The organism is Pannus brasiliensis CCIBt3594 (assembly GCF_036688125.1).
Lineage (GTDB): Bacteria > Cyanobacteriota > Cyanobacteriia > Cyanobacteriales > Microcystaceae > Pannus > Pannus brasiliensis.
On sequence record NZ_JBAFSM010000047.1, the window covers coordinates 13,756 to 38,641 of the forward strand.

General features: G+C 51.2%; 23 protein-coding genes and 1 pseudogene. 6 read left to right on the forward strand and 18 right to left on the reverse strand.

What is annotated here, in order from left to right; genetic code table 11:
* Nucleotides 1-176: 176 nt before the first annotated feature.
* Nucleotides 177-1,082 carry an HMA2 domain-containing protein gene (locus tag V0288_RS19670; protein ID WP_332866868.1) on the forward strand — a complete coding sequence of 302 codons (906 nt, stop codon included), beginning with the start codon at nucleotides 177-179 and terminating at the stop codon, nucleotides 1,080-1,082.
* Nucleotides 1,083-1,270: 188 nt separating this feature from the next.
* On the opposite strand, the gene V0288_RS19675 is transcribed toward V0288_RS19670, so the two are convergent.
* Nucleotides 1,271-1,555, reverse strand: a complete 285-nt coding sequence (locus tag V0288_RS19675; RefSeq protein WP_332866869.1) for a DUF5132 domain-containing protein — start codon at nucleotides 1,553-1,555, stop codon at nucleotides 1,271-1,273.
* Nucleotides 1,556-1,801: 246 nt separating this feature from the next.
* Between V0288_RS19675 and V0288_RS19680 the strand changes: the two genes are divergently transcribed.
* Both V0288_RS19680 and clcA read left to right on the forward strand, forming a co-directional pair.
* Nucleotides 1,802-3,298, forward strand: coding sequence for a diacylglycerol kinase family protein (locus tag V0288_RS19680; RefSeq protein ID WP_332866871.1), 1,497 nt, complete (start codon nucleotides 1,802-1,804; stop codon nucleotides 3,296-3,298).
* A 155-nt stretch (nucleotides 3,299-3,453) separates the two neighbouring features.
* Entirely contained in the window at nucleotides 3,454-4,845 is a 1,392-nt protein-coding gene (gene clcA / locus V0288_RS19685) for a H(+)/Cl(-) exchange transporter ClcA (RefSeq protein WP_332866872.1), read from the forward strand.
* Nucleotides 4,846-4,886: 41 nt separating this feature from the next.
* On the opposite strand, the gene V0288_RS19690 is transcribed toward clcA, so the two are convergent.
* The 3 genes from V0288_RS19690 to clpB all read right to left on the reverse strand — a co-directional run bounded on the left by V0288_RS19690 (nucleotide 4,887) and on the right by clpB (nucleotide 9,828).
* On the reverse strand, nucleotides 4,887-5,831 hold the full coding sequence (locus V0288_RS19690; protein ID WP_332866873.1) for an NAD-dependent epimerase/dehydratase family protein: 945 nt from the start codon (nucleotides 5,829-5,831) through the stop codon (nucleotides 4,887-4,889).
* 158 nt (nucleotides 5,832-5,989) lie between these two features.
* On the reverse strand, nucleotides 5,990-7,054 hold the full coding sequence (hemE, locus tag V0288_RS19695; RefSeq protein WP_332866874.1) for a uroporphyrinogen decarboxylase: 1,065 nt from the start codon (nucleotides 7,052-7,054) through the stop codon (nucleotides 5,990-5,992).
* A gap of 122 nt (nucleotides 7,055-7,176) precedes the next feature.
* Nucleotides 7,177-9,828 (reverse strand): ATP-dependent chaperone ClpB, encoded by a 2,652-nt coding sequence (gene clpB / locus V0288_RS19700; protein WP_332866875.1) that lies wholly within the window; start codon nucleotides 9,826-9,828, stop codon nucleotides 7,177-7,179.
* A gap of 202 nt (nucleotides 9,829-10,030) precedes the next feature.
* Between clpB and V0288_RS19705 the strand changes: the two genes are divergently transcribed.
* On the forward strand, nucleotides 10,031-11,836 hold the full coding sequence (locus tag V0288_RS19705; RefSeq protein ID WP_332866876.1) for a GIY-YIG nuclease family protein: 1,806 nt from the start codon (nucleotides 10,031-10,033) through the stop codon (nucleotides 11,834-11,836).
* Between the two features lie 82 nt (nucleotides 11,837-11,918).
* Here the strand turns inward: V0288_RS19705 and V0288_RS19710 are convergent, their stop codons facing one another.
* Entirely contained in the window at nucleotides 11,919-12,119 is a 201-nt protein-coding gene (locus V0288_RS19710; RefSeq protein ID WP_422662033.1) for a type II toxin-antitoxin system HicB family antitoxin, read from the reverse strand.
* An 86-nt stretch (nucleotides 12,120-12,205) separates the two neighbouring features.
* Here V0288_RS19710 and V0288_RS19715 point away from each other — a divergent pair, with 86 nt between their 5' ends.
* The gene (locus V0288_RS19715; RefSeq protein WP_332866878.1) at nucleotides 12,206-12,388 is read left to right on the forward strand and encodes an antitoxin family protein; all 183 of its coding nucleotides are present in this window, start codon (nucleotides 12,206-12,208) and stop codon (nucleotides 12,386-12,388) included.
* Between the two features lie 133 nt (nucleotides 12,389-12,521).
* Here V0288_RS19715 and V0288_RS19720 read toward each other — a convergent pair whose 3' ends face one another.
* From V0288_RS19720 to V0288_RS19770, 11 genes are all read right to left on the reverse strand, one after another.
* On the reverse strand, nucleotides 12,522-12,686 hold the full coding sequence (locus V0288_RS19720; protein WP_332866879.1) for a hypothetical protein: 165 nt from the start codon (nucleotides 12,684-12,686) through the stop codon (nucleotides 12,522-12,524).
* 295 nt (nucleotides 12,687-12,981) lie between these two features.
* Nucleotides 12,982-13,344, reverse strand: a complete 363-nt coding sequence (locus V0288_RS19725) for a papain fold toxin domain-containing protein (RefSeq protein WP_332866880.1) — start codon at nucleotides 13,342-13,344, stop codon at nucleotides 12,982-12,984.
* Between the two features lie 70 nt (nucleotides 13,345-13,414).
* Nucleotides 13,415-13,750, reverse strand: coding sequence for a ribulose bisphosphate carboxylase small subunit (locus V0288_RS19730; RefSeq protein ID WP_332866881.1), 336 nt, complete (start codon nucleotides 13,748-13,750; stop codon nucleotides 13,415-13,417).
* Nucleotides 13,751-13,765: 15 nt separating this feature from the next.
* The gene (gene rcbX / locus V0288_RS19735) at nucleotides 13,766-14,170 is read right to left on the reverse strand and encodes a RuBisCO chaperone RbcX (protein ID WP_332866882.1); all 405 of its coding nucleotides are present in this window, start codon (nucleotides 14,168-14,170) and stop codon (nucleotides 13,766-13,768) included.
* Nucleotides 14,171-14,303: 133 nt separating this feature from the next.
* On the reverse strand, nucleotides 14,304-15,719 hold the full coding sequence (locus V0288_RS19740; protein ID WP_332866883.1) for a form I ribulose bisphosphate carboxylase large subunit: 1,416 nt from the start codon (nucleotides 15,717-15,719) through the stop codon (nucleotides 14,304-14,306).
* Nucleotides 15,720-16,311: 592 nt separating this feature from the next.
* Nucleotides 16,312-16,962: a beta-carboxysome scaffolding protein CcmN gene (locus V0288_RS19745; RefSeq protein WP_332866884.1), complete on the reverse strand. Its 651-nt coding sequence runs from the start codon at nucleotides 16,960-16,962 to the stop codon at nucleotides 16,312-16,314.
* Between the two features lie 166 nt (nucleotides 16,963-17,128).
* Nucleotides 17,129-19,105 carry a RuBisCO small subunit-like domain-containing protein gene (locus tag V0288_RS19750; RefSeq protein ID WP_332866885.1) on the reverse strand — a complete coding sequence of 659 codons (1,977 nt, stop codon included), beginning with the start codon at nucleotides 19,103-19,105 and terminating at the stop codon, nucleotides 17,129-17,131.
* Between the two features lie 95 nt (nucleotides 19,106-19,200).
* The gene (locus V0288_RS19755; protein ID WP_332866886.1) at nucleotides 19,201-19,509 is read right to left on the reverse strand and encodes a beta-carboxysome shell vertex protein CcmL; all 309 of its coding nucleotides are present in this window, start codon (nucleotides 19,507-19,509) and stop codon (nucleotides 19,201-19,203) included.
* Nucleotides 19,510-19,529: 20 nt separating this feature from the next.
* Complete coding sequence (locus tag V0288_RS19760) at nucleotides 19,530-19,871, reverse strand: carbon dioxide-concentrating mechanism protein CcmK (protein WP_332866887.1); 342 nt, start codon at nucleotides 19,869-19,871, stop codon at nucleotides 19,530-19,532.
* A gap of 69 nt (nucleotides 19,872-19,940) precedes the next feature.
* Nucleotides 19,941-20,252, reverse strand: coding sequence for a carbon dioxide-concentrating mechanism protein CcmK (locus V0288_RS19765; RefSeq protein WP_015142080.1), 312 nt, complete (start codon nucleotides 20,250-20,252; stop codon nucleotides 19,941-19,943).
* A 337-nt stretch (nucleotides 20,253-20,589) separates the two neighbouring features.
* Entirely contained in the window at nucleotides 20,590-20,712 is a 123-nt protein-coding gene (locus tag V0288_RS19770) for a hypothetical protein (protein ID WP_332866888.1), read from the reverse strand.
* A 313-nt stretch (nucleotides 20,713-21,025) separates the two neighbouring features.
* Between V0288_RS19770 and V0288_RS19775 the strand changes: the two genes are divergently transcribed.
* Nucleotides 21,026-22,948, forward strand: a complete 1,923-nt coding sequence (locus tag V0288_RS19775) for an NAD(P)H-quinone oxidoreductase subunit F (protein WP_332866889.1) — start codon at nucleotides 21,026-21,028, stop codon at nucleotides 22,946-22,948.
* Between the two features lie 77 nt (nucleotides 22,949-23,025).
* Here the strand turns inward: V0288_RS19775 and V0288_RS19780 are convergent, their stop codons facing one another.
* Nucleotides 23,026-23,967 carry a DUF4351 domain-containing protein gene (locus V0288_RS19780; RefSeq protein WP_332866891.1) on the reverse strand — a complete coding sequence of 314 codons (942 nt, stop codon included), beginning with the start codon at nucleotides 23,965-23,967 and terminating at the stop codon, nucleotides 23,026-23,028.
* 104 nt (nucleotides 23,968-24,071) lie between these two features.
* Nucleotides 24,072-24,755, reverse strand: a pseudogene (locus tag V0288_RS19785) (3'-5' exonuclease); the annotation flags it as partial.
* Nucleotides 24,756-24,886 lie beyond the last annotated feature (131 nt).

Consider the following 24,886-nt stretch of genomic DNA (forward strand, 5'->3'; position numbering starts at 1 on the left):
CAAGCGATCGGCTTCCCCTTCTTTAAAATTCATCCTTCCGACAGACCGCTTTTTTCTTATACTGTTATTAGTAACGGATTGATTTGGCGAGATACGAGCGGGATCGGTTATCTGTACTAAAAAGATAGTTCGCCCCGGCTTCTGAATTCTGAACTTTATCGCGTCTGGAAATTCTCATGGCCGAGAATCTTTCTCCTTCTTTGGAAATCGTTAGCAATCTGCCCGGACGGATCAGATTCCGTTTTCCCCGCCGGTTCGAGACCTCGATCGAGCCGGAACAACTGAAAAAACGTCTTCTATCTCTAGAGGGAATTACCGAAATTCGGATCAACGCCTTATCCCGCTCGATCGTGGTCAATTTCCGTCCCGATAAATTAACTCCCGATCGGGTGAAAGAACATATCAACGCAGTTTTTCAGGAATTATCCCCCCCGAAAAAAGCGAACGTTCCTCCCGTCGTCGAGGAGATCGTTTCCCCGACGGTAACGGAAGAAATCCAACCGATTCCCGAAGCGATCGGCGAGAAAGTTTCGCCTCCCGAAACCGAAGAAACTTCACCGATTCCCGCAAAAATTTCCGAACCAGAGAGAATTCTAGAAACGGTCATTCCGGCGATCGGGGAGAAAATTTCCCATCATCGGGGGGAAGAAACCCCACCGATTCCCGAAAAGATTTCCGAACCGGAGAGAAGTTTAGAAACGGTCGTTCCGGCGATCGCGATCGGGGAAAGTAAACGGGAGACGATCGAACATAAGATAGCGCTCGAACCGTTACTAAATTTTTGTCGGGAACAGGCGGAAACGATCGAAAAATTGGAAGAACAACGTCAAGAATTAAGTGTAAACGCCCGTATCGGTTCCTATTGGTTACAGAAATGGCATCGTTATAGCCCCGCGACCGTCGATTCCCCACCCGATACTTTTTTTCTCGCGGTATCGATCGATCGCCTCGAAAAAGTGACGGACTGGCCGAAATTCGCCCGACAACAAACGGAAACGATCGAGCTTCTCCAAAAACAGATCGCGGGTCTTTATAGTTTAGCGGCGATCGGTTCCGCGAGATTGAATCGGTGGCGACGGTGAGAGTAGCGATCGGATAAAAAACCGAACTATTATAAGGTAAAAGCGTTTTCTCTGTCTTACCCTAAAGTCTTATCTTTAGAAGTTTAAAAATTACCGTAACCGAAAAACGGTTAGAAGCGATCGGATCGCTACAGGTTTCGATTACGGTAACAATTTTTGAAAAATTTCTGTTATGGTTTCCGGAAAAATTATTCGGAAACGATCTCGATATTTTGTATCGGGCGAGCGTTATTCGTAGACATCCGTTCCGCTTTCGCTTCCGCGACGAGATCGTTCCAGGACTCGTTCACCTCGGCGATCGAGGTCTGTACTTGTTCCGTCGCGTCCATGCCGAGTTTCAGCCCCTCTTTGACGAGATTTCTACCGGAATCGGCGATCGCTTGACCGAGTTCGGGATTGATGAGAGAACCGATAATCGGGGCGGCGACCGCGACCGCGACCACCCCGGCACCGAGTAACAGTAATTCTTCCATGAAAGCCTCTCTTAAGATGATGATCTGGCCAAAGTATACTGGATCTCTCGAAAAAGAGGGCGAAAGCGCGGAAAATTTACCGAAAGTGACAAAATCGCTCGATCGGCGGCCCGCTCGAAACGTTAGCTCTAGCGCTTAACCCTCGTTTTTTGGGGAGTTTTAGGTTATAGTTCCCCTAAATGACCGTGACTTCCGACTTCTGACTTCTTTCCCGATAAGCGATCCTGAATATTGGCGAGAGGTCTTGTGTTTTTTTCCCGATGGCTTCCCGAACCGACGCTCGAACTCGCGCGAGCGCGGGCGTTCCGTTCCGCCTGTTTAATTTTTAATCCCGTCTCCGGACAGGGAAACGCGAGCGAGGATTTACAGCGTATCCGTTCCTTTCTCGAACCCCACCTCACCCTCGATATCCGACAGACGACCCCGGAAATTCCCGCGGAAACCCTCGCGCGCGAGGCGATCGAGCGGGGGACGGAGTTACTGATCGCGTCCGGGGGGGATGGAACCGTTACCGCGGTCGCCAGCACGCTGATCGGGACGGGAATCCCCCTGGCGATCGTGCCGAGGGGAACCGCGAACGCTTTCGCTACCGGCGCGGGACTACCGACGACGATCGAATCGGCCTGTCTCGCCATCTTGCAAGGGGCGACCCTTACCGTGGATACCGCCCGATGTAACGATCGGGTGATGTTGTTACTCGCCGGAATCGGTTTCGAGGCCGATACCGTCCGGGCGGCCGATCGCCAACTGAAAGACCGTTTCGGCATCATGGCCTATATCATGGCGGGTTTAGAGCGATTACAGCATCTTTCCTCGTTTAACGCCGTTTTAGAAACCGATCGGGTGACGATCTCCGTCCGGGTATCCGCCATCACCGTGGCCAATTTCGCGCCCCCCACCTCGATTCTCGCCCAGGGAACCGGGGAAAACGAGCCGGATGACGGTTTGCTCGATGTCACCCTGATCGCCCCCACCAACGCGCTAGAGGGATTGGTCGAGGCGATCGAGTTATGGGAGAGCGGCTTAGTCCGGGCGACCCCTAGCAGTGACCACCATATCGGCTATCTTCGGGTCAAAAAAGTCCGGATTACCACCGATCCGCCGCAAGCGATCGCCCTCGACGGTGAAAACCTCGATCCCGCCCCCGTTTCTTGCGAGATCGTCCCCGCGAGTTTATCGGTGGTCGTCGCGTTCGATACGGTCGCGGCCCGGCGGGAACGTTTGGCGGGTTTACCGGATCTGGCGGTTGTCAACCGACGCGAGGAACCGATCGAGTCGATCGTCCTGAATTACGAGCCGGCCGTCGATATCGGGCGGATTCTCACCGACACGATCACCGAACTGGCGACGGCGTTACTAAATCTGCGGTCGGCGATCGCCCGTAGCCTCGATACCCTGAGCGAAAGTATTTCCCGCTCTCTTTTACAGGTTTTCCGCTCGTTAGCCCGCTCGATCGACGGTTTCCTCGAACTTTTCCTCGCCCCCGTTGTCCCCGAACCGATCGAGATCGTTCACCGTATCCCCGGCCGTATCCGGTTACGGATTCCCGGCGCCAGTCACGACGCGGACTACCTGGAACAACTGCGATCGCGTCTGGAATCGATCGATCGAACCCGCTCGATCGAGATCAACCCGCCCGCGGCCTCGATCGTCGTTACCTATCCCCCCGAGATACCGGGCGAACAGTTCGAGCGCGAGTTACTAAATCTCTGCGCGAAATTTAACCCGCATTTAACAAAATAAAGACTTTTAAAAGTTTTTATAAGCTTTTTACTTCTTATTTCTCCTCCTAACTCCTAACTCCCGACTCCCGACTCCCGACTCCCGACTCCTGACTCCTAACTCCTGACTCCTGACTCCTGACTCCTGTCCCGACAAAAGATTTTTGCAGAAAGTCTATGGCAGAACATCACGCTCGATCGAACGACCGACTTTCCTCCCCTTCTACCTTGAAAAACATCCCGTGGACGGCCCGTTTTCGCGAGGCGACCAAAAAACTGACGATCGTTCTCCTGTGGGCGTTGGTCGTCGGCGCGATCACCGGGCTAGTCGGTAGCGCGTTCCGGCTGGGAGTGGAAGCGCTTTTAAATCAACGGCAGATCCTCGCCAATGCCGTCCGAGATACGCCCGTTTTAGCGTGGCTCGTGCCGACGTTGGTGGCGGGGGGAATGGTGCAGATTAGTTTTTATCTCGTGCGACGGTTCGCGCCGGAAACGGCCGGTAGCGGCATCCCGCAGGTCGAGGGAGCGATCGACGGTCTTCTGCCGTTCGAGTGGCGGAGGATTCTACCGGTAAAATTCTTCGGCGGATTACTCTCGATCGGCGCGGGCATGATCGCCGGGTTCGAGGGGCCGACGATTCAGATGGGCGGCAGTATCGGGCAGATGGTGGGCCAGTGGGCGAAACTAGACCGCGAGAATCTCCGTATCCTGATCGCGGCGGGCGCGGGCGCGGGATTGACCACGGCTTTTAACGCCCCGATCGCCGGGATTCTCTTCGTCACCGAGGAAGTACGCCCGAAATTCCGTTCCTGGATCGTCTCCTACCGCGCGGTGATGATCGCCTGTATCACCGCCACGATCGTCCTCCGTCTCATTCTCGGTCAGAAAGCTTTCTTGAAAATCGAGCGTTTCGAGATCGTTCCCCTCGACGCGTTGTGGATGTTCCTACCTCTCGGTATCGCCCTGGGAATTTTAGGGTATCTGTTCAATTTATTTCTTTTTCGGGCGATCGATTTCTTTAGCGGAACGCGGGGATGGTTCCATCGCGGGCTGGGCTTTCTGGTGGGGGGAACGATCGGCTTTCTCGGTTGGTGGTACGCCCCGCTCGTCGGGGGAGGCGACGGAACCGTGATCTGGTCGCTCGATAACCATTCGTCCGCGGGAATTCTCTGGCTCGTCCTCCTCGGGCGGTTCGCGCTGACCCTGCTCTGTTACGGATCGGGGGAAATCGGCGGGATTTTCGCCCCCATGTTAGCCCTAGCCACCCTATTAAGCCTCGCGCTCGCGAAAACCTTCGATACTTGGTTCCCCCACGTCCTGCCCGAACCTGGAGTCTTCGCGGTGGCGGGAATGGGGGGACTGGTGGCGGCGACGGTGCGCGCTCCCCTGACCGCGGCCCTGCTCACCTTTGAACTGACCGATAATTTCTCGATCATCCTGCCGATGCTGATCACCTGTGTCAGCGCCGCGATCGTCGCCCATTTCCTCGGCGGGGAACCGGTGTATAGTGTCCTACTGAGACGGGCTTGCGAGAGAGCCAGCGACGAAACCCTCACCGATCAAGTGTAACCAAACGGTTGGAGAGGGTGGGAGGCCGGTTTGGGGTTAACCTACCCTTTTTTTTCGATTCCCCGTAAGGCGAGAACATCATCGAGCGTCGAACAGTAATTTTCCAAACCGAAGGACGCGGGAGTGTAGGTTCGCGCGTGGGTAAAGTGGCGATAGTTCATCGAGAATCGATCCCACTCTTCCATTTTTAAGTTAAATACTTTAATAAAAAAGTTCGCTAGAGCGATCGAGAGAGGAATCCGGAAATAAATTCTCTGATTTAAATACGCGCAGATTTCCTCGACTCCTTGATTGGCGGTCGTGCGTTGATTGCCGAGAACGATTTTCTTTTCCGGAGCCTCGTGATCGATAAAATGCAATACCACCCGCGATATATCTTTCGCGTGGATAAAGTGAAAACTACCGTCGGCTTGAAACCAGCGCACCAGACCGATATATTTCAAAACGTCGGGTAATCCCCCGTAGAGATGGGAATAGGGCTTCGTTTCGTCTCCCCCTAACACGAGCGTGGGATAGAGCGCGGTCACTCGATCGGCGATTTTAAGTTCGGAAATTTTGCTGTAGCAGAGGTATTTCGTGCGAATATAATTGGTGCCGATTTTGCCCGCTTCGGGAAGTAATTGATTCTGTTGATTTAAAATACTAGCGGTGGAAAAATAAAGAACTCTCTCACACACTTCGGGGTCGAGATAATTCATCAAGGCTAACGTTTGCACGACGTTAATTTGATAGGTTTCCTCCTCTCCCCCCCAACTGGTCGCGGCGAGAATGGCGATGTTAATCGTTTTGAGAATATCTTGATAGCGATCGATCTCGCGCATATCGCCGACCAAGATATGAATATTCTCTCTCGCTTTATAGTCGAATTTCAATTTCTCGGGATTTCGGACTAATAAATATAGCTCGTGATCCGTCTCTTGAATCAGATCTTCCGCGATGTAATGCCCGATACAACCGCTCGCGCCGGTGAGAAAAATTTTTTTCATAAAAGAGAAGGATGAACCACAGAGACACAGAGGAAACGGAGAGTAACTATCGATCGCTTGATAAAATCTATCACACGATCGACAGAATAGCCAGGAGAGAGGGCGTAAAGAGTTTCATCCCTCCTGACTCCCGACTCGGTGACTCCTGACTCCTCTGACTAGGCGTGAACCGCTAATAATTTATCGGCTTGTTTGGCGGTTTCAAAGAAGAAACGAACGTTATCTTCCGGGGTTCCCACGAGGACACCGTGACCCAAGTTCAGGATATGGCCGCGATTGCCGGCTTTACGGATGGTATCGAGAATCCGCTCGCGAATAAAGTCTTGCGAACCGAATAATACGCCGGGATCGATATTTCCCTGCACGTTCATTCCTTTACCTAGTCTCTGCCGCGCTTCCGCCATGTCTACCGTCCAATCGACGCTGACGATATCGACTCCCGATTTGCCCATTCTCTCCAACACGCCAGCGCTACCGCTGATATAGAGAATTAACGGGGTGTCGGGGTGGGTTTCTTTCACTAACCGGACAACTTTCTGCTGGTAAGGAAGGGCGAAAACATCGTAATCTTGGGGCGTTAATTGACCGGCCCAGGAGTCGAACATCTGCACCACTTGCGCGCCACAATCGATCTGATAGCGGACGTAGGTGGCGATCATATCCGCGAGTTTGTCTAAAAATTGATGGAGTACCGAGGGTTCGGAAAAGGCCATTCCTTTAATGATGGAATAACTTTTAGAACCTTTGCCCTCGACCGCGTAGGCCGCGAGTGTCCACGGCGCGCCGACGAATCCTAAAACCGTGGATTTATTGCCGACTTCTTGCCGGAGGGTTTTTAAAATCGTTTTGATAAAAGGTAGGGATTCTTCGGGATCGAGGGGATGGAGATTATCGACTTGCTCTTTCGTGCGGATCGGCGGATCGATGATCGGCCCTTTACTCTCGATAATATCGAAGGGGATGCCGATGCCGGCGAGCGGGGTGAGAATATCGGAGAACATGATCACCCCGTCGGGTTGGAAAGCGCGCCAGGGTTGCAGGGAGATCTCGATCGCCAGATCCGCATTTTCCGATCGCTCCCGGAAACTTGGGTATTTATCGCGTAAATCCCGATAAACTTGCATATAACGCCCCGCCTGTCTCATCATCCAAACGGGAGGACGGTCTAAAATTTCTCCTTTGGCCGCGCGTAACAAATAGGGGGTGTCAGTGGGGTCAGTCATATCACGAATACGATTCAAGTGCCTTTCCTACGGTATCATTCCCCGCGTTGCTAATTTTTGTAGTTTTGTGTAGGAGGTGGGGGAAAATCGCGCCCGAGGGGAATGTTGTGGCAAGTCTCTAACTAAACGACTTCGGCAATTACCTCGATCGCCGGGGATTCCGAAACTAACTCTTTCTTCCGGAAGATCAGCGCGTCGTCGGTAGCGTCGATCACCACCGTATCCCCCTCGGTAAACGCCTGTTCGAGAATTTTCGTCGCTAACGGATTCTCTAACTCCCGCTGAATCGCCCGTTTGAGCGGACGCGCCCCGTAGGTGGGATCGTAGCCGACGGTGACGAGATGGGCTTCCGCCGCGGGGGTTAATTCGAGCGCGAGTTTCTGTTCCGCGAGGAGTCTCTCGATACGGTGCAGTTGCAAGCGGACGATGTAGCGGAGTTCGTCTTTTTTGAGCGTGTGGAAAATGATCAGATCGTCGATTCGGTTAAGGAATTCCGGGCGAAAATGACTTCGGAGGGCGGTTAACACCCGTTTTCGCATCTCCTCGTAGTCTGTATCGTCCGAGAAATTCAAAATATGCTCGCTCCCGATGTTACTCGTCATGACGATGATCGTGTTGCGGAAATCGATCGTCCGTCCCTGAGAGTCGGTAATGCGCCCGTCGTCAAGCACCTGTAATAAAATGTTAAAAACATCCCGATGGGCTTTCTCCACTTCATCGAGCAGAACCACCGAGTAGGGACGACGACGCACCGCTTCCGATAACTGTCCCCCTTCCTCGTAGCCCACGTAGCCGGGAGGCGCGCCGATCAGACGGGAAACGGCGTGTTTTTCCATATATTCCGACATATCGATGCGTACCATCGCCTCTTCCGAGTCGAAGAGTAGGGAAGCTAAAGCTCGCGCCAGTTCCGTTTTTCCCACGCCCGTCGGCCCCATGAACAGGAAGGAACCGATGGGACGGCCGGGATCTTTCATGCCCGCGCGCGCGCGACGGATAGCGGCGGCTACGGCTGTCACCGCTTCGGATTGTCCGACGACTTTTTCCTGTAGGTGCGATTCTAATTCCAGGAGTTTCTGGCGTTCCGATTCTAATAATCGGGTGACGGGAATTCCCGTCCAACGGGCGACAATTTCCGCAATATCGGCCTCGGTAACTTCTTGGCGTAATAAAGTCGCGCCGGTCGATTGAATTTCCGCGAGTTCGTTTTCTTTGGCTTCTAGTTCCTGTTGGAGAAGTTCTAAGCGCCCGTATTTCAGTTGCGCCGCTTTATTGAGATCGTAATCGCGTTCGGCTTTTTCGATCTGTAAGCGGAGACGTTCTTCCTCTTCCCGGAGAACTTTAATCTCCTCGTCCATGTGTTTTTCCGCTTGCCACTGGTCGGCGAGGGGTTGTTGTTTTCTTTCGAGGGCGTTTATTTCCTCTAGAATACGTTCTAATCGGTCTTGAAAAGCGCTATCTCTTTTTTCCTCTTTTTCGAGGGAGATTTTTTCCATTTCTAATTGCATCAAACGTCGATCGAGCATTTCCAGTTCGGCGGGTTTGGTGGTTTTTTCCACCTCTAATTTGGCCGCCGCCTCATCGACGAGATCGATCGCTTTGTCCGGGAGGAATCGATCGCTAATATACCGGTGGGAGAGGGTCGCAGCCGCCACCAGCGCGGAATCGGTAATTTTCACGTCATGGTGAACTTCATAGCGCCCTTTGAGTCCCCGGAGAATAGAAATGGTATCTTCGACCGAGGGTTCTTTGACGTAAATCTGTTGGAAACGGCGTTCGAGGGCGGGATCTTTTTCGATATGGTTGCGGTATTCGTCGAGGGTACTCGCGCCGATACAGCGCAATTCTCCCCGCGCTAACATCGGTTTTAATAAATTGCCCGCGTCCATCGAACCGCCCTCGCGCGAACCCGCGCCGACCACGGTATGCAGTTCATCGATAAAGAGAATAATTCGCCCGTCGGATTTGGTGACTTCTTTCATCACCGATCGCAATCTTTCCTCGAATTCACCGCGATATTTCGCCCCCGCGATCAGACTACCCATGTCGAGAGAAATTAACTGACGATTTTTTAAAGATTCCGGAACATCCCCGTTAACGATACGCTGGGCCAGTCCTTCCGCGATGGCGGTTTTGCCGACCCCCGGTTCACCGATGAGTACGGGGTTATTTTTCGATCGACGCGAAAGAACCTGTACCACTCGCCGGATCTCTTCATCGCGCCCGATTACCGGGTCTAACTTGCCTTCTTTCGCTTCCTCGGTGAGATCGCGGCCGTATTTTTCGAGGGCCTCGTATTTTTCCTCTTGGTTGGGTTCGGTGACTTTCTGGGTTCCGCGGATGGCTTTGATGGCGATTTCGAGGTCTTGGGGGTCGAGGTTGAAAGCGCGGAGACATTTGCGGCCGACGCGTTCATCCTCCGCGAAACCGACGAGAAGGTGTTCGACGGAGATGAATTTATCCTGCCAACTCTCGCGGGAAGCTTCGGCTCGATCGAGCATAACATCCAGCCCGCGTCCTAGATATAATTGATCGACGATCCCGACTTTCGGCTGGCGGTTGGTGAAGACTTCGAGGTTTTGCAGGAGACGGGGGATCTCGATATTCGCTTTCTGGAAAATTCGCGTGGCTAACCCGTTATTCTGCTCTAATAGGGCGATAATGACGTGTTCTACTTCTAAATTCTGATTTTTAAAGCGTCGCGCGACTTCTTGCGACTTGACGATCGAATCCCAAGCTTGTTCGGTAAATTTATTCGAGTCGGTGGGTTGCATTCTGAACGATGATGAAAGCCAGTGTCAGAGGTCTAGTATAGCGTGCTATCCGGGGAATTACACGGCGATCGGCGATCGATCGGGGGAGGTGGGAGGGCGATCGGGTTTTCAGTGAGCGATAATGAGATGAATGAAAAATCAGGGAAAATAAATTAGAATTGGAAGAAGCCAATCTTTTCGTTAATAGATGATGATTTTCTAGATGCCTAACAAAAAAACACGGCAACAGTGGCTCGAAGAATTTTATCGAGTACATGGAGACTATTATAATTATTCATTAGTAGAGTCTATCAGTTCCTCTGCAAAAATTAAGGTTATATGCCCTACTCATGGAGAGTTTGAAATCGATCCGGGACATCATAAAAATGGGGTCGGATGCCGTAAATGCTACTTCGCATCTCAGAAGATAACCAAGGAAGAGTTTGTTCATCGCTCCGAAAAACACTTCGGAAACCGCTATGACTACTCACTGTTTACCGAGCTTCCTAAAGTTGGTGAGCGGGTCAGTATTTCCTGTAGAGAACACGGCGTGATTTTTTTGCAAGAACCTCGAAATCATATGCGAGGGCATACAGGATGCCCGCAGTGTAAATCGATGATTTTATCCGGATCTCAAGAGGAGAGAGGTAAAATCAAAACAAAAGAAGATTTAAAAAAAAGCTTTGTCGAGCGGGCGATCAAAATTCATGGTAATAAATATGATTACAACAAATTCGAGTATTTAACTTCCAGTACAAAAGGAAAAATAATTTGTTCACAACATGGAGAGTTTTGGCAAACTTCCAGCAACCATTTAAGAGGCAATAACTGCCCAAAATGTTCGCAGGAGAGTAAACATAAAGATACATTCAAAAATAAATGTAAGGAATTGGGCATCGATTATTGGAGAGCTTTAAAAAGACGTGATGCGGGGTTGCCTGAAGAAAAAATTTTTGAAAAAGAATACGTTCGTGGTTCGCGAGAGATTAACAAGATCGTGGTATTTGGAATCGAATATCCTAATCTTGAGGAGGCAGTAAGGTGTTTAAATCCATCGGCTAGTAGCACAACGATAAGTCGGTGGTTAAAAGAAGGATTAACGCCCGAAGAAGCTTTTGAGCGAATTCCTAATCCGGGATATGCAGAAGGAATTATTTATTTAGTTACAAACAAAATATCTGGCAAGCAATATGTTGGATTAACAATTCAGACTCTAGAGCGTCGCTGGAAATACCATATAGAACAGGCTTCCGCTGGACATATCAAAGGTGCTGAATCATTACACCACGCGATTAGAGAGCATGGTTCGGATACTTTTGAAATACGAGAAATAGATAGAGGGATTTGTAAAAAAGACCTTGAAAACAAAGAAAAAGAGTGGATTAAAAAACTCAATACCTTGGCTCCCAATGGATATAATATTTCTACAGGTGGGGTCAGTGGTGGATCGAATAAAAAAGTTACCTATATCGATGATATACGCTTTGAAAGCGTAAAACAAGCTTCAATATATCTCTCTAGGACTCGAAATATTAGCCTTTCTGCGGCGAAAAAAAGGATTAGTCTAGGGCGTATCGATATTAGGACTCCTGCCAAACCTGGCGAAAGCCTAGTAAAAACACAAGTTTACAAAGCTTGGAGCCGAATCGTTCACTGTGTGATAAATCCAAATTCCAAAGACTATATACCAGGAGTTGAAGTTTATGATTCATGGTGTGATTTTAAGCGTTTCCTACAAGATGTTGGTCATCCCCCTGAAAAAAATATGGTATTTTCTAGGCTAGATAAAAACCAAGGATTTTTTCCAGAAAATTGCACTTGGCTTACAAGAAGCGAGGCAAGTAAGCTCAATGCTGAACAAACCCAAAAGAAAGGTAAGCTTAGGAAAAATCAAGATAAAAATAATCGAAAAATGACGGAACAAGAAGTAAAAACTTCAGTTGATGGTACGGCTGTACAACTTGAATTACTTTTAGATCTAGTTACGGCAGATGGGGGAATGATTGAAACTAAACTACCCCAAGAATAGAATCACCTCCAAATTTTTTTTAGTTCGCCAAATCCTTACAACTGCAAGGTGTTCCAGATTGGTCGGCTAAAATCGACGATTATTAATTGATTTCACCCCGATCACTCAAAACCTCGATATAAAGCTCGATCGCTTCTTCAATATTCCGTAACGCTTCTTCCCTCGTTTTTCCCTGACTGATACAGCCGAGTAAACTAGGGACTTCGGCGATAAAATAACCGTCCTCACCGGGATAGAGAAGCACTTGACGTTTAGAATCCGTTTGTGGCTTGGCTACCGTCATCGATCGATCCCCGCTCTGTCGTTGCCTTCCCATCCTAACCATCTCTTACAATACACTCAAGACAGATCCACTGCTCGGATAGAATCATGAGCCAAGAACTAGAAGCCGTATTTGACGGGACAGCCTTACAACTGGAATCACCTTTAAATCTACCGGTAGGTACTAGAGTTCGGGTTATCGTGGAAAGTATCCGACCCCGAGAACAGAAACCCCCGAAAAATTTTCTTCAGACCGCGAAATCCTTACAATTGCAAGGCGATCCGGATTGATCAGTTAAAATTGACGCTCGATAATCGGGTTCCCTTCGATCGATCCCAACCCCGACAGACCGATCGATCGCTTCCCCGGCAACAAACCTAGTAGCGGTGAAACTCGATATTCGGGCGGGGAATAGAAATCATTTTACACTTTTCGATCGAACTCTGTCGCGAGGAGTTCGGGAGTGGGAGCGGATAGAGCCTTTTGTCGATCGATCGATCGAGCTTCCGAGGAAAGCGTTTCGGATCGAGTTCCGGAGTCTTCCGTTAACGTCCGATCATTCTCTCTCGATCGAAATTTGTCTAACAACTTAAAAAATCTTTCAAATGCCCTTTGTTCATTGCCACAATATAATAAGATAATCTTTGCCCAAGAATTAGAGGTACGAAGATTATATTTTTTCTCTACGAACTCGTGAAAATGTTCATAAAAATCAATTTCCGCTTCTGTCGGCTCGATTTCCATCTCGCGTCTAGCGGTTTTATAACCCTCCAAAAATATAAATAGATCACTAATCGATGGACTGCCTATGTACATTCCTGGACGAGCTTTGATTTTTTCTAAAATCTCGAATATTCCTGTTTTTTTTAACATACTTACCCTTTTATAGTTCACTTATAATAAATCCACCGGTCTGGCAATAAAAATCTTTGATCCAGTCTTCGCGATTCCTTCCAATATTGTCAAGATTATCGAAAACTAGCCCTCTCACCTCAACACCGTAATGTTTACCGTTTCTTGTAATTGCCTCGTTACCCCGACGCTCACTAACGATATACTCTTCCTTATCGCCTCGCTTTTGATAACCCCGATAATCGATTTCTAGCTTTAACAGAGTTGTCTCGATACCTTGGGAACCACACCACTCTATCATCGCCCTAGCGCAATCCTCGCATTCAAAAATCTCGAATTCCTCGATGATTTCAGCGACTCTCGCGTAAACTTCAGCATCGGTTAACTGGCTCATAGACAAATTATAGACGAAAAAAAAGGATGGCCGATCGGCCATCCCCGTCAATCTCTACACTACAACCGAATTAGTAGCGGCTGGCGTTGGGTTTGTGAACGATGAAGCTCATCGTTTGACACTGTTTGATATTGTCGAAACCGATCACGCGAATGTAGTAATCCGAATACTCGGTGCGGCACTCGCGAACTTCGTTGAGAACTTCTTGAGGGCTGTTAGCGTTGAAAAGGGGCAGTTTCCACAGAGTCCAGTGGTAATCGCGGGGGCTGGGATCTTTCTCGAACTCGACCGCGGGAATATAGCCCTGATCGAGCATATATTGGATCTGTTTGGCGATCTGTTGATCGGTCAGGGGGGGCAAGTAGGAGAGGGTTTCGTAACGCTTCTCTTTGGGTAATGTTTTCATGGGTGTCTGTCTTCCTTATGAATCTGGTGTATCCTCGACATCGGGGTTGAAGTCCGATGTTTCCAATGAACTGAACGATGAAGTAGTTCGCGTGAGACGTTCCAACAGTTGCCGGCGATGATCGGTATTAGCATTAATGATTCCCGTCTTTACCATCTCCGGGAGAAACTCTAAAACCTGTTCGGCCAGATGTTCCCTAACCGTCATGATCCGCAAAACTAACTCTTTATTCTCGGTCATCAATCCCTCGATATACGCTTCCCCATCCTGAATCGAATGGCTAGAAGTATAGCTCCTCAACCAGAGGGAGAGGGGGGGATTGGTTTCCGATAATTGATCGATAATCGTGCGAACCGCCTGGTAAGTCAGGTAGCTTTGTAATACTTTCGCCGTATCTTCCGCAACTTTTTTTGGATACATTTTATACAGTTTTCAGTTATTAAGGGTAGACAGTTATCGGTATTGAAATTCTAGCGATACTCTCCCGATCCGGGACAAATCCGCGCGATGGTTTTTTACCGATAACCGTGACCCCTTTCCCTGAATACCTGTCTTAGAGAGTATCCATCGCCTCGAACTCGAATTTGATCTCTTTCCAGAGTTCGCAAGCGGCGGCGAGTTCGGGACTCCAGCGGCAAGCCTCGCGGATAACGTCGTTACCTTCGCGGGCCAGCGAGCGACCTTCGTTACGAGCTTGGATACAAGCTTCAAGGGCGACACGGTTCGCGGTAGCACCGGGCGCGTTACCCCAGGGGTGGCCGAGGGTTCCACCACCGAACTGTAAGCAGGAATCATCGCCGAAGATTTCCACGAGCGCGGGCATGTGCCATACGTGGATACCACCGGAAGCGACGGGCATTACGCCGGGGAGAGAAGCGTAGTCTTGGGTGAAGAAAATCCCGCGGGCGCGATCTTCTTCCACGTAGTCTTCGCGCATCAGGTCAACGAAGCCCATCGTGATGCCGCGTTCGCCTTCGAGTTTACCGACGACGGTTCCGGAGTGGAGGTGATCACCACCGGAGAGACGTAAGCACTTGGCGAGAACGCGGAAGTGGATACCGTGGTTTTTCTGACGGTCGATAACGGCGTGCATCGCGCGGTGGATGTGGAGCAGTAGGCCTTTATCGCGGCAGAATTTCGCCAAGCTGGTGTTGGCGGTGAAACCACCGGTGAGGTAGTCGTGCATGATGATCGGGGTTTTGATTTCGGCGGCGAACTCGGCCCGTTGCATCATCTGCTCGCAGGTGGGAGCGGTCACGTTCAGGTAGTGACCTTTCACTTCGTTGGTTTCCGCTTGGGCTTTCTCGATCGCTTCTTGTACGAAGAGGAAGCGGTCGCGCCAACGCATGAAGGGTTGAGAGTTAATGTTCTCGTCGTCTTTGGTGAAGTCTAGACCGCCGCGGAGACACTCGTACACGGCGCGACCGTAGTTTTTCGCCGAGAGACCGAGTTTCGGTTTGATGGTACAACCGAGCAGGGGACGACCGTATTTGTTGAGTTTGTCACGTTCGACGGTGATCCCGTGCGGGGGGCCTTGGAAGGTTTTGACCAGGGCGACCGGGAAGCGGATATCTTCCAGACGCAGGGCGCGCAGGGCTTTGAAACCGAACACGTTCCCGACGATCGAGGTCAGGATGTTGGTGACGGAACCTTCTTCAAAGAGATCTAAAGGATAGGCGACGAAGCAGAAATACTGGTTGTCTTCGTTGGGTACGGGTTCGATGTCGTAGCAACGACCTTTATAGCGATCGAGGTCGGTGAGGTTATCCGTCCACACGGTCGTCCAGGTACCGGTCGAGGATTCCGCCGCTACCGCCGCGCCGGCTTCTTCGGGGGGAACGCCAGGCTGGGGAGTGACCCGGAAGCAGGCCAGAAGATCGGTATCTTTGGGGGTGTAGTCGGGGGTGTAGTAGGTCAGGCGGTAGTCCTTTACACCGGCCTGGAAACCTTTAGATTTGGCTTGCACCATCGGGATTATTCCTCCATAAACTGCATGAATTAGTCACACTTGTAAAATCTAGCCGTCGATCGACCCAGATTTTTTGTTAAGCCCCTTAGCTCCTGGTTGACCTCGAAGCTGAGGGTCAATTTTCACTAATGGTTTTTTCCAAGTGTTCATCTTAACACGAACTTTAGATTATTCTGACAAATTTTTTCCCCGTTGTACCGGCCCCGAGATTGTTTTTTTTTCTCGCGCCGATTAGTTTCTCTAATACTCCCTTTACATTTCTTATTGTCGATACACAAAAAGCGAAAAAAGACAACATAAATTTATCAGATAACGGCGAAAAAGCCCGCCCTATCTGACTCTAGGCGAATACACTTAGTAGCGAATCGGCAAAAGCTATCGATAGCTTTACCGACCGAACTTTCCGTTGAATCGCCTGTCACTCCGTTGTTTTTTCGGTTTTAAATTGTTAACAAGGATAGGTTTAAATACTCATCTACGAACTCGATAAAATCACAGTTCTCGATCGACTTCAGTAAACCGGTCCCCGATGAGAGATTCTAAATTCTCGATTCCTCCCAACTCCTAGCTTCTGACCCCTCACTCCTCGAACTCACCCGGTACCATTTTTATTCGCCCCGTTAAAATGACGACGTTCGGGAAAAAGGGTGAACAACAATTGATTGATATACACTTTCCCGACCACGGATTGATCCGGGGCGGATTCCTTGACCGTGGACGCTTCCTTAACCGTAGATGCCGAGGGTTGAACTTCCGGCGCGACCTCGCTCACGGTTTCCGTTTCCGGGGCCGCCGGGATTTCCTCTTCCCAGAAATCTTCTTCCGCGATCGGCTCGGGTTCCGGCGCGACCGGTGCCGGCTCCCGGATCGCGGACACCTCGATCGTCACCTGACGCGAGGTATCGCCGATGAGAGAGCCGGAGGGAACGATCGTGTCGGGATCGATCGAGGCGTTATAGATCGTCGTCGTCGAGCCGATACAGGCGTTTTGCCCGATTTCGGAGCGACCGACGATTAACACCCCCGTTCCCAGAATCGCCCCCGCTCCCACCGAGATCACACCCTGATACGCGTTCAAAATCGTTCCCATGCCCACGCAAGCGCCCGCGCCGATGACGATCCGACTATCGGGGGCCGCTTTCAAGATCGCCCCCGGCGCCACGATCGCGCTCTCGTGAACGATCACGTCGCCATTCACGTAGAACTCCGATAGGCTGGCCGGTTGAACGGGAGATAAGGACATAACGAAAGCGGGGCTAGTGAAAGGTTACGGGGACGGGGCCGATATATAGCACGTTAGAAAGTGACCATTCACTACAATCTATGCTACGAGCCACGGCGATCGGGAAAGGTCGATCGATAGGCGGACTATCTAGCACCTTTCCGAGAACGATTCACCGATGACTATGCTAGGGGCGTTGGATAACGGTTTCGAGAACGCGTTTTTTCGCTTTGGTGTCGATACCGATCAGGCGCACGTATTCCCCGGCGTGATCCCGTAAACAGGCTTCTAGCGCGGAAATCACGTCGGATTCGCGGGGACTGTCGATCGGGCTACAACTTTGCCAGGAACCGGTTTTAAAACGGCGTTTATCGGCGTGTTCGCTCCCGATCTTGTAGCCTTGGGCGAGCAGGGAACGGATCTGGGCGATCGTTTCCGAGGTCAGGGTACTGGTGAGGGTCGCGGTTCCGCCGCCGGACGAGTAGCTAGATCCGGAGTAGCTTTTAAAGCTCGGTTCGGAAACCGGGGCCGCCGCTTTCGCCGAGCCGTTACTCGCGGTCGAACCGTCGGGACGTTGGATAACGGTTTCGAGAACGCGCTTTTTGGCTTTGGTATCGATTCCGAGTAAACGCACGTACTCGCCGCTATGCTCTCTCAAACAAGCTTCGAGCGCGGAAATCACGTCGGATTCGCGGTTACTATCGATCGGGCTACAGCTTTGCCAGGAACCGGTTTTAAAGCGGCGTTTATCCGCGTGTTCGGTGCCGATCTTGTAACCTTGATTGAGCAGGGAACGGATCTGGGCGATCGTCGCCGAACTGAGGGCGGCGCTCGAACCGATACTAGAAGCTTTCCCGTTAGAAGAGGGCGCGCTGTAACTCGAAGAACCGTTGTTCGAGGGGCTGTAGCCCTCGCCGGGGCGCTGGATAATCATTTCCACGGCCCGTTTTTTGGCGATCGGGTCGATACCGATCAGACGGATGTATTCATCGCCGTGTTCGGCTAGTAAGCTCTCTAGCTCGCGGATGATCGCCGATTCACTTTTCGATTCGAGCGACGGTCCGGTTAACCAGGAACCGGTTTTAAAACGGCGTTTATCCGCGTGTTCGGTACCGATCTTGAAGCCTTGCGCCAACAGGGAACGCACTTGCACGGAGAGATCCGACGAGCCGTTACCGTTCCCGTTGCTATGGCTGGGCGCGTGAACGGCGGTGGTGGTGCGGGAGGGTTCTCCGGGGACATCCTCGGGACGTTGCACGATCATTTCCAGAACGCGGCGTTTCGCGCCCGGATCGACCCCGATCAGGCGGACGTATTCCCCTTGAAGTTCTCTAAGAGAGGTTTCTAGAGACGCGGCGACCTGATCCTCGCGGGTACCCTCGATAAATCCGGCGCTTAACCAGGAACCGGTTTTAAAACGGCGTTTATCGGCGTATTCGAGGCCGATTTTATAACCTTGGGAGAGAAGGGAACGAACTTGCGATCGAATGTTTGTATTTAAACTCATAGGTGTCACCGAGTTACTATAGGAAGTCTCGTTAGCGGTGTTTGTAACGGGTTCGGAACGGACGACGCGGGGAGATTTAGCCGAGGCCGCTTCGACCTCGCCGATGGCGACGATATGACGGGCGAAAGCCCGATCGGCCTCCGTAACGTCGGGAAGGCGATCGGCCTGTTGTTGACTGGTGATCACCGCCCCGGAGGGAACGAATTTGCCGGCCGCGATCTCCACGTCTTGAATCAGGGCGTGCATCATCACGATACAGTCCGCGCCGACGCGAGCGTTGAAGACGGTCGATCGAAAACCGATAAAACATCGATCGCCCACGTAAGCGGGCCCGTGGACGAGCGCTAGATGGGTAAGGCAGACCCCTCGCCCGATCCAGATGGAATATTCCCGTCCGTCGTCGCCGACCACCCGGCTTTTTTCCAATCCGTGCATGACGACCCCATCTTGAATGATGCTGTCATCGCCGATGTAAAAAGGGGTTCCCTCGTCGGCGCGGATGGAGGTACCGGGGGCGATCGACACTCGCGACCCGAGCCGGATATCCCCGGACGGGGACGAGAACGAGCGAAGTTTAACGCTTTCCTCGACAACGCGCGGTTCCGCTGGTGGTTTCGTTCGTTTTCTCGAACCGGCCGCCGCCGTGCGGGCAGACATACTGAGTCCTCCTTACATGAACAGGCTCTCTAACGAGCCGATGGATGGCGAATTCGGGCGGAGAAACCTTCCCGGATCGATCGGGCGAGTCCAGTTTATCTCCCTCGAAATTCGTCTTTTTTGCTGTAGATCAAGCGATTTTCTACGGTTATCGTGTCGATAATCCCCACCACCATCGCGTCGAGAGGGCGATTGTCGAAGCCGTCCTCGATCCGGGCGGCTCCCCCTCGCGAAACTAGCACCCATTCGTTAATCCCGGCCCCGACAATATCCCCGGCGACTTCGTATTTCGGCAGGAGTTCGCCGCGCGCGTCGATGAATTGCAGGAGCAGTAATTTCACTCCCGTCATACTGCGGGGCTTAACGGTACTAACGACCGTGCCACAAACTTTGGCGATTTGCATCGAATTTGCTTACCCGGGGGTTAGATTCTTCTGAGCGGTTGGGGGTTCACCGATTCGCGAAACTGCTCGACCGCTTCCGTGTACCGGATGGGCAGAACGTATTCTAAGTTTTCGTGGGGACGGGCGATGATATGGGTCGAGAGAACCTGACCGCCTTTCACCCGGTTCGCGGCGGCCTCGATTCCCGCGGAAACGGAAGCCTGTACTTCCGATACGTCGCCGCGCACGATGACGGTGACGCGACCGCTCCCGATTTTCTCGTAACCTACTAAAGTCACGCGGGCGGCTTTCACCATCGCGTCAGCCGCTTCGACGACGGCGGGAAACCCTAACGTTTCCACCATTCCTACTGCGATCGACATTATTCTTGTCTCCTAATAATTTTTCATTAAGCCTGATTATCGGCTAGATCGCGCCCTGATTCTTCCGCCCTAATAGGTTCGGAACTGCTCTACTTCTTCGGTGTAGCGAATGGGCAGGACGTATTCCAGGTTCTCGTGGGGACGGGCGATGATGTGGGTCGAGAGGACTTGACCGCCGTTAACGCGATTGGCCGCGTCGATCCCGGCGGAAACGGAAGCCTGTACTTCCGACACGTCGCCGCGAACGATGACGGTGACGCGACCGCTCCCGATTTTCTCGTAACCGACCAGGGTCACGCGGGCGGCTTTCACCATCGCGTCAGCCGCTTCAACGACGGCGGGAAATCCGAGGGTTTCGATCATTCCTACAGCAATTGGCATTTTTTTGTTCCTCGCTTATCAAGCCGAACGATAGAAGGTATGTTGGTTCGTGTTATCAATTTTGTTTTCAGTCAAATCTTGTTCGGGATACTCCCGCTAATCTCGCTCGCGTGGCGGTCGGGATTTTTTTGTCAAGATAGTTAGACCATCCCGAATTGTATCTCGAATGCGACCGTTTTTATTCACGAATTCGATTCGCGATCTCGGGCCGCTTAAAAATTTGACGGGTGTAGCAAAATTATCAACCTAGAAAAAGCATAGGAAACAATGACCCCTTTGACAATATAAAATATCATGATGATTTTTAATCTGACCGTTAATCAAACTTAATCAATCGTTACCGATCGCGGGCGATCGCCCCGCCCGTCTCCCGATCGATCCCTAGAATCCCCGTCGCTCCTAGATTCGGGCGATTTTTCGCCGCTCGATCCCCGCGGGTTCCCTCTCGGGATAGAGGCACCGGGAAGACGGTTTCTCGCGAACTCGGACTGTTTTATAATTTTTTTATACTAATTTTTCAAAAAGCGCGGGTCTTCCGGGGAAAATCGAGAGAATCGGCGGTCTAGTCAGTTCTGGCGCGCTTTCGTACGGGGTCGATCGGGAAAGTTACCCCGCTCTCCGCGCCGGCGTACAATGACGGAACCGGCCCGATCGAACGGTCTCTCGATCGGGTTCCCCTTCCCCTATCTCGATCGGCGAGAGACGGGCGACGCTGACCCGCATCCACCGCCCGATAGATTTCCCACGCGAGATCGTTCCTAAATTTTCTTAAAATGAGAGATTTATTCCTGTATTCCTGCTGGTTGATTCCCTTTTACGGTTTGCTCGGTTCGATTTTAACCCTGCCGTGGTCGTTGGGGATTATCAGTCGCACCGGGCCGCGTCCGGCCGCTTACGTTAACTTATTCATGACCGTGCTGGGGCTGGTTCACGGCTCGATCGCTTTCCGCCAGATCTGGCAGAGACAAACCGAGCAATTATCCTATCACTGGGTAACGGTGGCCGATCTGAACCTGTCGCTATCGATCGAACTTTCCCCGGTGAGTCTCGGCGCGCTGGAAGTGATCACCCTGATCAGTCTCCTCGCCCAGATTTACGCGCTGGGCTACATGGAAAAAGATTGGTCTCTGGCGCGATTTTACGGGTTAATGGGCTTTTTCGAGGCCGCGCTCGGGGGGATAGCCTTAAGCGATTCCCTATTCTTGAGTTACGCCCTGCTAGAGATGTTAACCGTCTCCACTTATTTATTAGTCGGTTTCTGGTACGCGCAACCCCTCGTGGTAACGGCCGCGCGGGATGCTTTTTTAACCAAGCGCGTCGGGGATATTATCCTCTTGATGGGGTTGGTCGCGCTGTCCAGTGACGGGGCGGGATTAAGTTTTTCCCAGTTAGAGGTGTGGGCGAATACATCTCCTTTGCCTACTCTGACGGCGACGTTAATCGGTCTCTCGCTGATCGCGGGGCCGACGGGGAAATGCGCCCAGTTTCCGTTAAATTTATGGCTCGATGAGGCGATGGAGGGGCCGAATCCGGCGGGTATCCTCCGGAACTCGATCGTCGTTTCCGCGGGGGCTTACGTTTTAATTAAACTTCAGCCGGTATTCGCCCTGTCGCCCTTCGCGTCCGACGTGCTGATCGTGCTGGGAACGGTGACGGCGATCGGGACTTCTTTAATGGCACTGTCCCAGATCGATATTAAACGGGCGCTCTCCCACTCCACCAGCGCCTATTTAGGGTTGGTTTTTATCGCGGTCGGGTTGGGTCACGTCGATATCGCCCTCTTACTACTGTTCTCGCACGCGATCGCCAAAGCGTTACTGTTCATGAGCGCGGGTTCGCTGATCCTGACCACCAGTAACCAGAATATTACGGAGATGGGGGGCATCTGGTCGCGGATGCCGGCGACAACTACCGCTTTTCTCGTCGGATCGGCGGGAATGACGGCATTAATGCCGATGGGGATGTTCTGGACGATGCGACGCTGGTTGAGTGGCGCGTGGGAGGTGGATTGGTGGTTATTGGCGGTATTGGTGTTCGTCAACGGGTTGAGCGTGCTGAACCTGACGCGGGTGTTCCGTCTGGTCTTTTTGGGAACTCCCCAGAGTAAAACCCGACGGACTCCGGAAGTGGGTTGGCCGATGGCTTTGCCGATGGTGGGATTAACGTTAATCGCTCTGCTCGCCCCGATCGTACCGATCGGCTGGAATCTCTGGTTATCGCCGACCGCGCCGTTGTTGGAGAATGAGAGTTCGATCGCCCGTTTCGGTTTACCGATTTTACTCGCGTCGGGAGTTATCGGGGTACTGGTGGGTTCTCGGATGGAATTACGACGCGCTTGGGCGCGGCCGACCGGGTTATCGTTGCGATTTTTACAGGATCTTTTCGCCTACGATTTCTATCTCGATCGGATCTATCAGGTGACGGTGGTGTGGATGGTGGCGACGTTATCGAAGGTGACTTCGTGGATCGATCGACATATTGTGGATGGCGCGGTCAATCTGGTTAGTTTGGCGACGATTTTTAGCGGGAACGCGTTGAAGTATAACGTGTCCGGGCAATCGCAGTTTTACGTGTTAACGATTCTCGTGGGAGTCGGTTTCCTTCTGTGGGCGGTTTTGAACGGTCAGTGGTCGGATACCGCGGTCACTCTCCGGGAAACGGTCACGAATTATTGGTCTTCGTTAATCGGTTCGTGATCGGGTTCGATCGATTTTTCTAACGGGGAGAGGGAGAGATCGGATCTTCCTCTCCTCGATTTTTATCGGGATTACGGCTACCGGAAAACATCCTCTAGGGTTTCCGCGTCGAGAATCCGATCGGCCCAGGTTTCTAATTGTTCGATCGAGGCGGAGGTTAGTCGGGTTTCGATCGATTCCGGTAATGAGCCGAACCGCTTCGTCAAAAATCGCCGCAGAAGGGCTATTCCCTCTTCTTGCCGCCCTCGTTCAAGACCCTGTTCCATCGCGAGCCGTTCTACCGAAAGGACGTAGCGCATCTTAACATTCCTCTCTAGTTCCGTAATTTCCGTCCAGAGTTGTTTTTCTAATTCGGGGGGTAATCGCATCAGCCAGTCGATCACCGCGAACAGATCGAGAATCCTCTGCTTATCCCAATCCCTCTCGTATAATAGCTTGGCTAATCGCCATTTGGCGGCATAGCGCGCCTCGACATTCCGGCGGGTGGTTTTGGTTAACAGATGGGCGGCGGTGACGAGGGCGAAAGGATTGGGATTTTGGAGGAGTTCTTCCAGTTGCGGGGCGTAATCGAGCAATTTCACGCTGGGAAAGCTGATATTTACCCGACAGCCGAATCGTTCGTAGCCGAATTGTTCGGGTCGCCAGTTAGCCCGTTCGTCGGCGAGGACGGCTAGGGTAACGATCGGTCGTCGATAGCGATCGTACAGTCGATAGTTATAGATAAACAATCGTTCGGCGAAATCCCGATCGAGTTGCCCCTGAATTTCGACGTGGATATACACCCATTGGGAACCGTCGGTGAGGGTAGCGACTTCGACAAGGCGATCGACCCGTCGTTTCCCCAGTTCCGCGTCGCGCGCGATTTGGGCGAGTTCTTGATCGAGGAAGGTATGGGGTCGCGTCCAGTCGATACCCGCGTGGGCGAGGGGAAAGTAAAAGGCGAGAAATTCGGGTAGATACCGTGTTAGGGCATCTTTCCAGGGGCTATCGTAGTCATCTAGATCGGTCGTTTCGGTCATCCATGTCGCGGGAAGTTTTTCTTAATTTCGATCTTAGGGTAGTTAAGAAAAAACGGGGGAGATCGTTCCTGGAATCTTCAAAGATAGCCCCGCATTTAATTAAGTCACGACTCAGAGGGTTGTCCAGATATAGCCGCTTGAAACAGTAGGATGTCATCGTCAACACAAACCACTTCCACTTTTCCATTATTGACATAAAAAATCCCTATTCGTTTTTGGGAGTCATTATAAAAACAGATTTCTACTCCATCAGCTTGAGAATGCCACGATGATTGATATAAAATTGCCTCAATAGAAAAGTTCTTTCGCAAGATATTTCGACACCATGCTTTTCGCTGACTATTCCATTTATAACCATTCGATTTCAGTAAATTCTTAATCATGAGAGTAGGTTTAGAATTTTTTCCTAGTTGATTACCTATTTCAATATTGATATATCGTTCGACATCAACGAAAGGAGGATAATCATTCCAGTCCAAATCTTCTAGGTTTAGATTTTGTAGAAAAGGGGACTTATTATTACTTTCGGTGATAATGTATAGTTTTTCGATCGCGCGAGTCATCGCTACATAAAAGAGTCGGCGTTCTTCGGCGATGATTTCATCGATATGTTGACCGAAAATTCTTGTAAATACCCAATTCGGATGAATTAACGGGTAGGAATTCGCCACGGCATCTAAAATAATAACAACCTGTTTTTCTAATCCTTTATACTTGTGCGGTGTGGCGATAGTTACCCGCTCTCTTAAATCTTGCGAAAGATAGCGTCGTATATTTTCTAAAAAATTGTCTAAGCTATTGTTACCATTTACATACCAGCTTACCGTATTTTTGCGATTGAGTAAAACTACTTCTTGATTGTCTTTACCGCTCTTTTATCACTCTAGGGTCGGGGAAGATAGAAACCTCGCGGAAAGAT

Excerpts from the sequence above, each read along its gene's own strand:
- V0288_RS19710 (WP_422662033.1), bottom strand. The coding sequence starts at position 12,119 with ATGACGGTAGCCAAGCCACAAACGGATTCTAAACGTCAAGTGCTTCTC.
- V0288_RS19670 (WP_332866868.1), top strand. The coding sequence starts at position 177 with ATGGCCGAGAATCTTTCTCCTTCTTTGGAAATCGTTAGCAATCTGCCC.
- V0288_RS19715 (WP_332866878.1), top strand. The coding sequence starts at position 12,206 with ATGAGCCAAGAACTAGAAGCCGTATTTGACGGGACAGCCTTACAACTG.
- V0288_RS19750 (WP_332866885.1), bottom strand. The coding sequence starts at position 19,105 with ATGTCTGCCCGCACGGCGGCGGCCGGTTCGAGAAAACGAACGAAACCA.
- V0288_RS19745 (WP_332866884.1), bottom strand. The coding sequence starts at position 16,962 with ATGTCCTTATCTCCCGTTCAACCGGCCAGCCTATCGGAGTTCTACGTG.
- V0288_RS19725 (WP_332866880.1), bottom strand. The coding sequence starts at position 13,344 with ATGAGCCAGTTAACCGATGCTGAAGTTTACGCGAGAGTCGCTGAAATC.
- V0288_RS19675 (WP_332866869.1), bottom strand. The coding sequence starts at position 1,555 with ATGGAAGAATTACTGTTACTCGGTGCCGGGGTGGTCGCGGTCGCGGTC.
- V0288_RS19690 (WP_332866873.1), bottom strand. The coding sequence starts at position 5,831 with ATGAAAAAAATTTTTCTCACCGGCGCGAGCGGTTGTATCGGGCATTAC.
- rcbX (WP_332866882.1), bottom strand. The coding sequence starts at position 14,170 with ATGTATCCAAAAAAAGTTGCGGAAGATACGGCGAAAGTATTACAAAGC.
- V0288_RS19775 (WP_332866889.1), top strand. The coding sequence starts at position 21,026 with ATGAGAGATTTATTCCTGTATTCCTGCTGGTTGATTCCCTTTTACGGT.
- V0288_RS19780 (WP_332866891.1), bottom strand. The coding sequence starts at position 23,967 with ATGACCGAAACGACCGATCTAGATGACTACGATAGCCCCTGGAAAGAT.
- clcA (WP_332866872.1), top strand. The coding sequence starts at position 3,454 with ATGGCAGAACATCACGCTCGATCGAACGACCGACTTTCCTCCCCTTCT.
- V0288_RS19765 (WP_015142080.1), bottom strand. The coding sequence starts at position 20,252 with ATGCCAATTGCTGTAGGAATGATCGAAACCCTCGGATTTCCCGCCGTC.
- hemE (WP_332866874.1), bottom strand. The coding sequence starts at position 7,054 with ATGACTGACCCCACTGACACCCCCTATTTGTTACGCGCGGCCAAAGGA.
- clpB (WP_332866875.1), bottom strand. The coding sequence starts at position 9,828 with ATGCAACCCACCGACTCGAATAAATTTACCGAACAAGCTTGGGATTCG.
- V0288_RS19730 (WP_332866881.1), bottom strand. The coding sequence starts at position 13,750 with ATGAAAACATTACCCAAAGAGAAGCGTTACGAAACCCTCTCCTACTTG.
- V0288_RS19705 (WP_332866876.1), top strand. The coding sequence starts at position 10,031 with ATGCCTAACAAAAAAACACGGCAACAGTGGCTCGAAGAATTTTATCGA.
- V0288_RS19740 (WP_332866883.1), bottom strand. The coding sequence starts at position 15,719 with ATGGTGCAAGCCAAATCTAAAGGTTTCCAGGCCGGTGTAAAGGACTAC.
- V0288_RS19760 (WP_332866887.1), bottom strand. The coding sequence starts at position 19,871 with ATGTCGATCGCAGTAGGAATGGTGGAAACGTTAGGGTTTCCCGCCGTC.
- V0288_RS19755 (WP_332866886.1), bottom strand. The coding sequence starts at position 19,509 with ATGCAAATCGCCAAAGTTTGTGGCACGGTCGTTAGTACCGTTAAGCCC.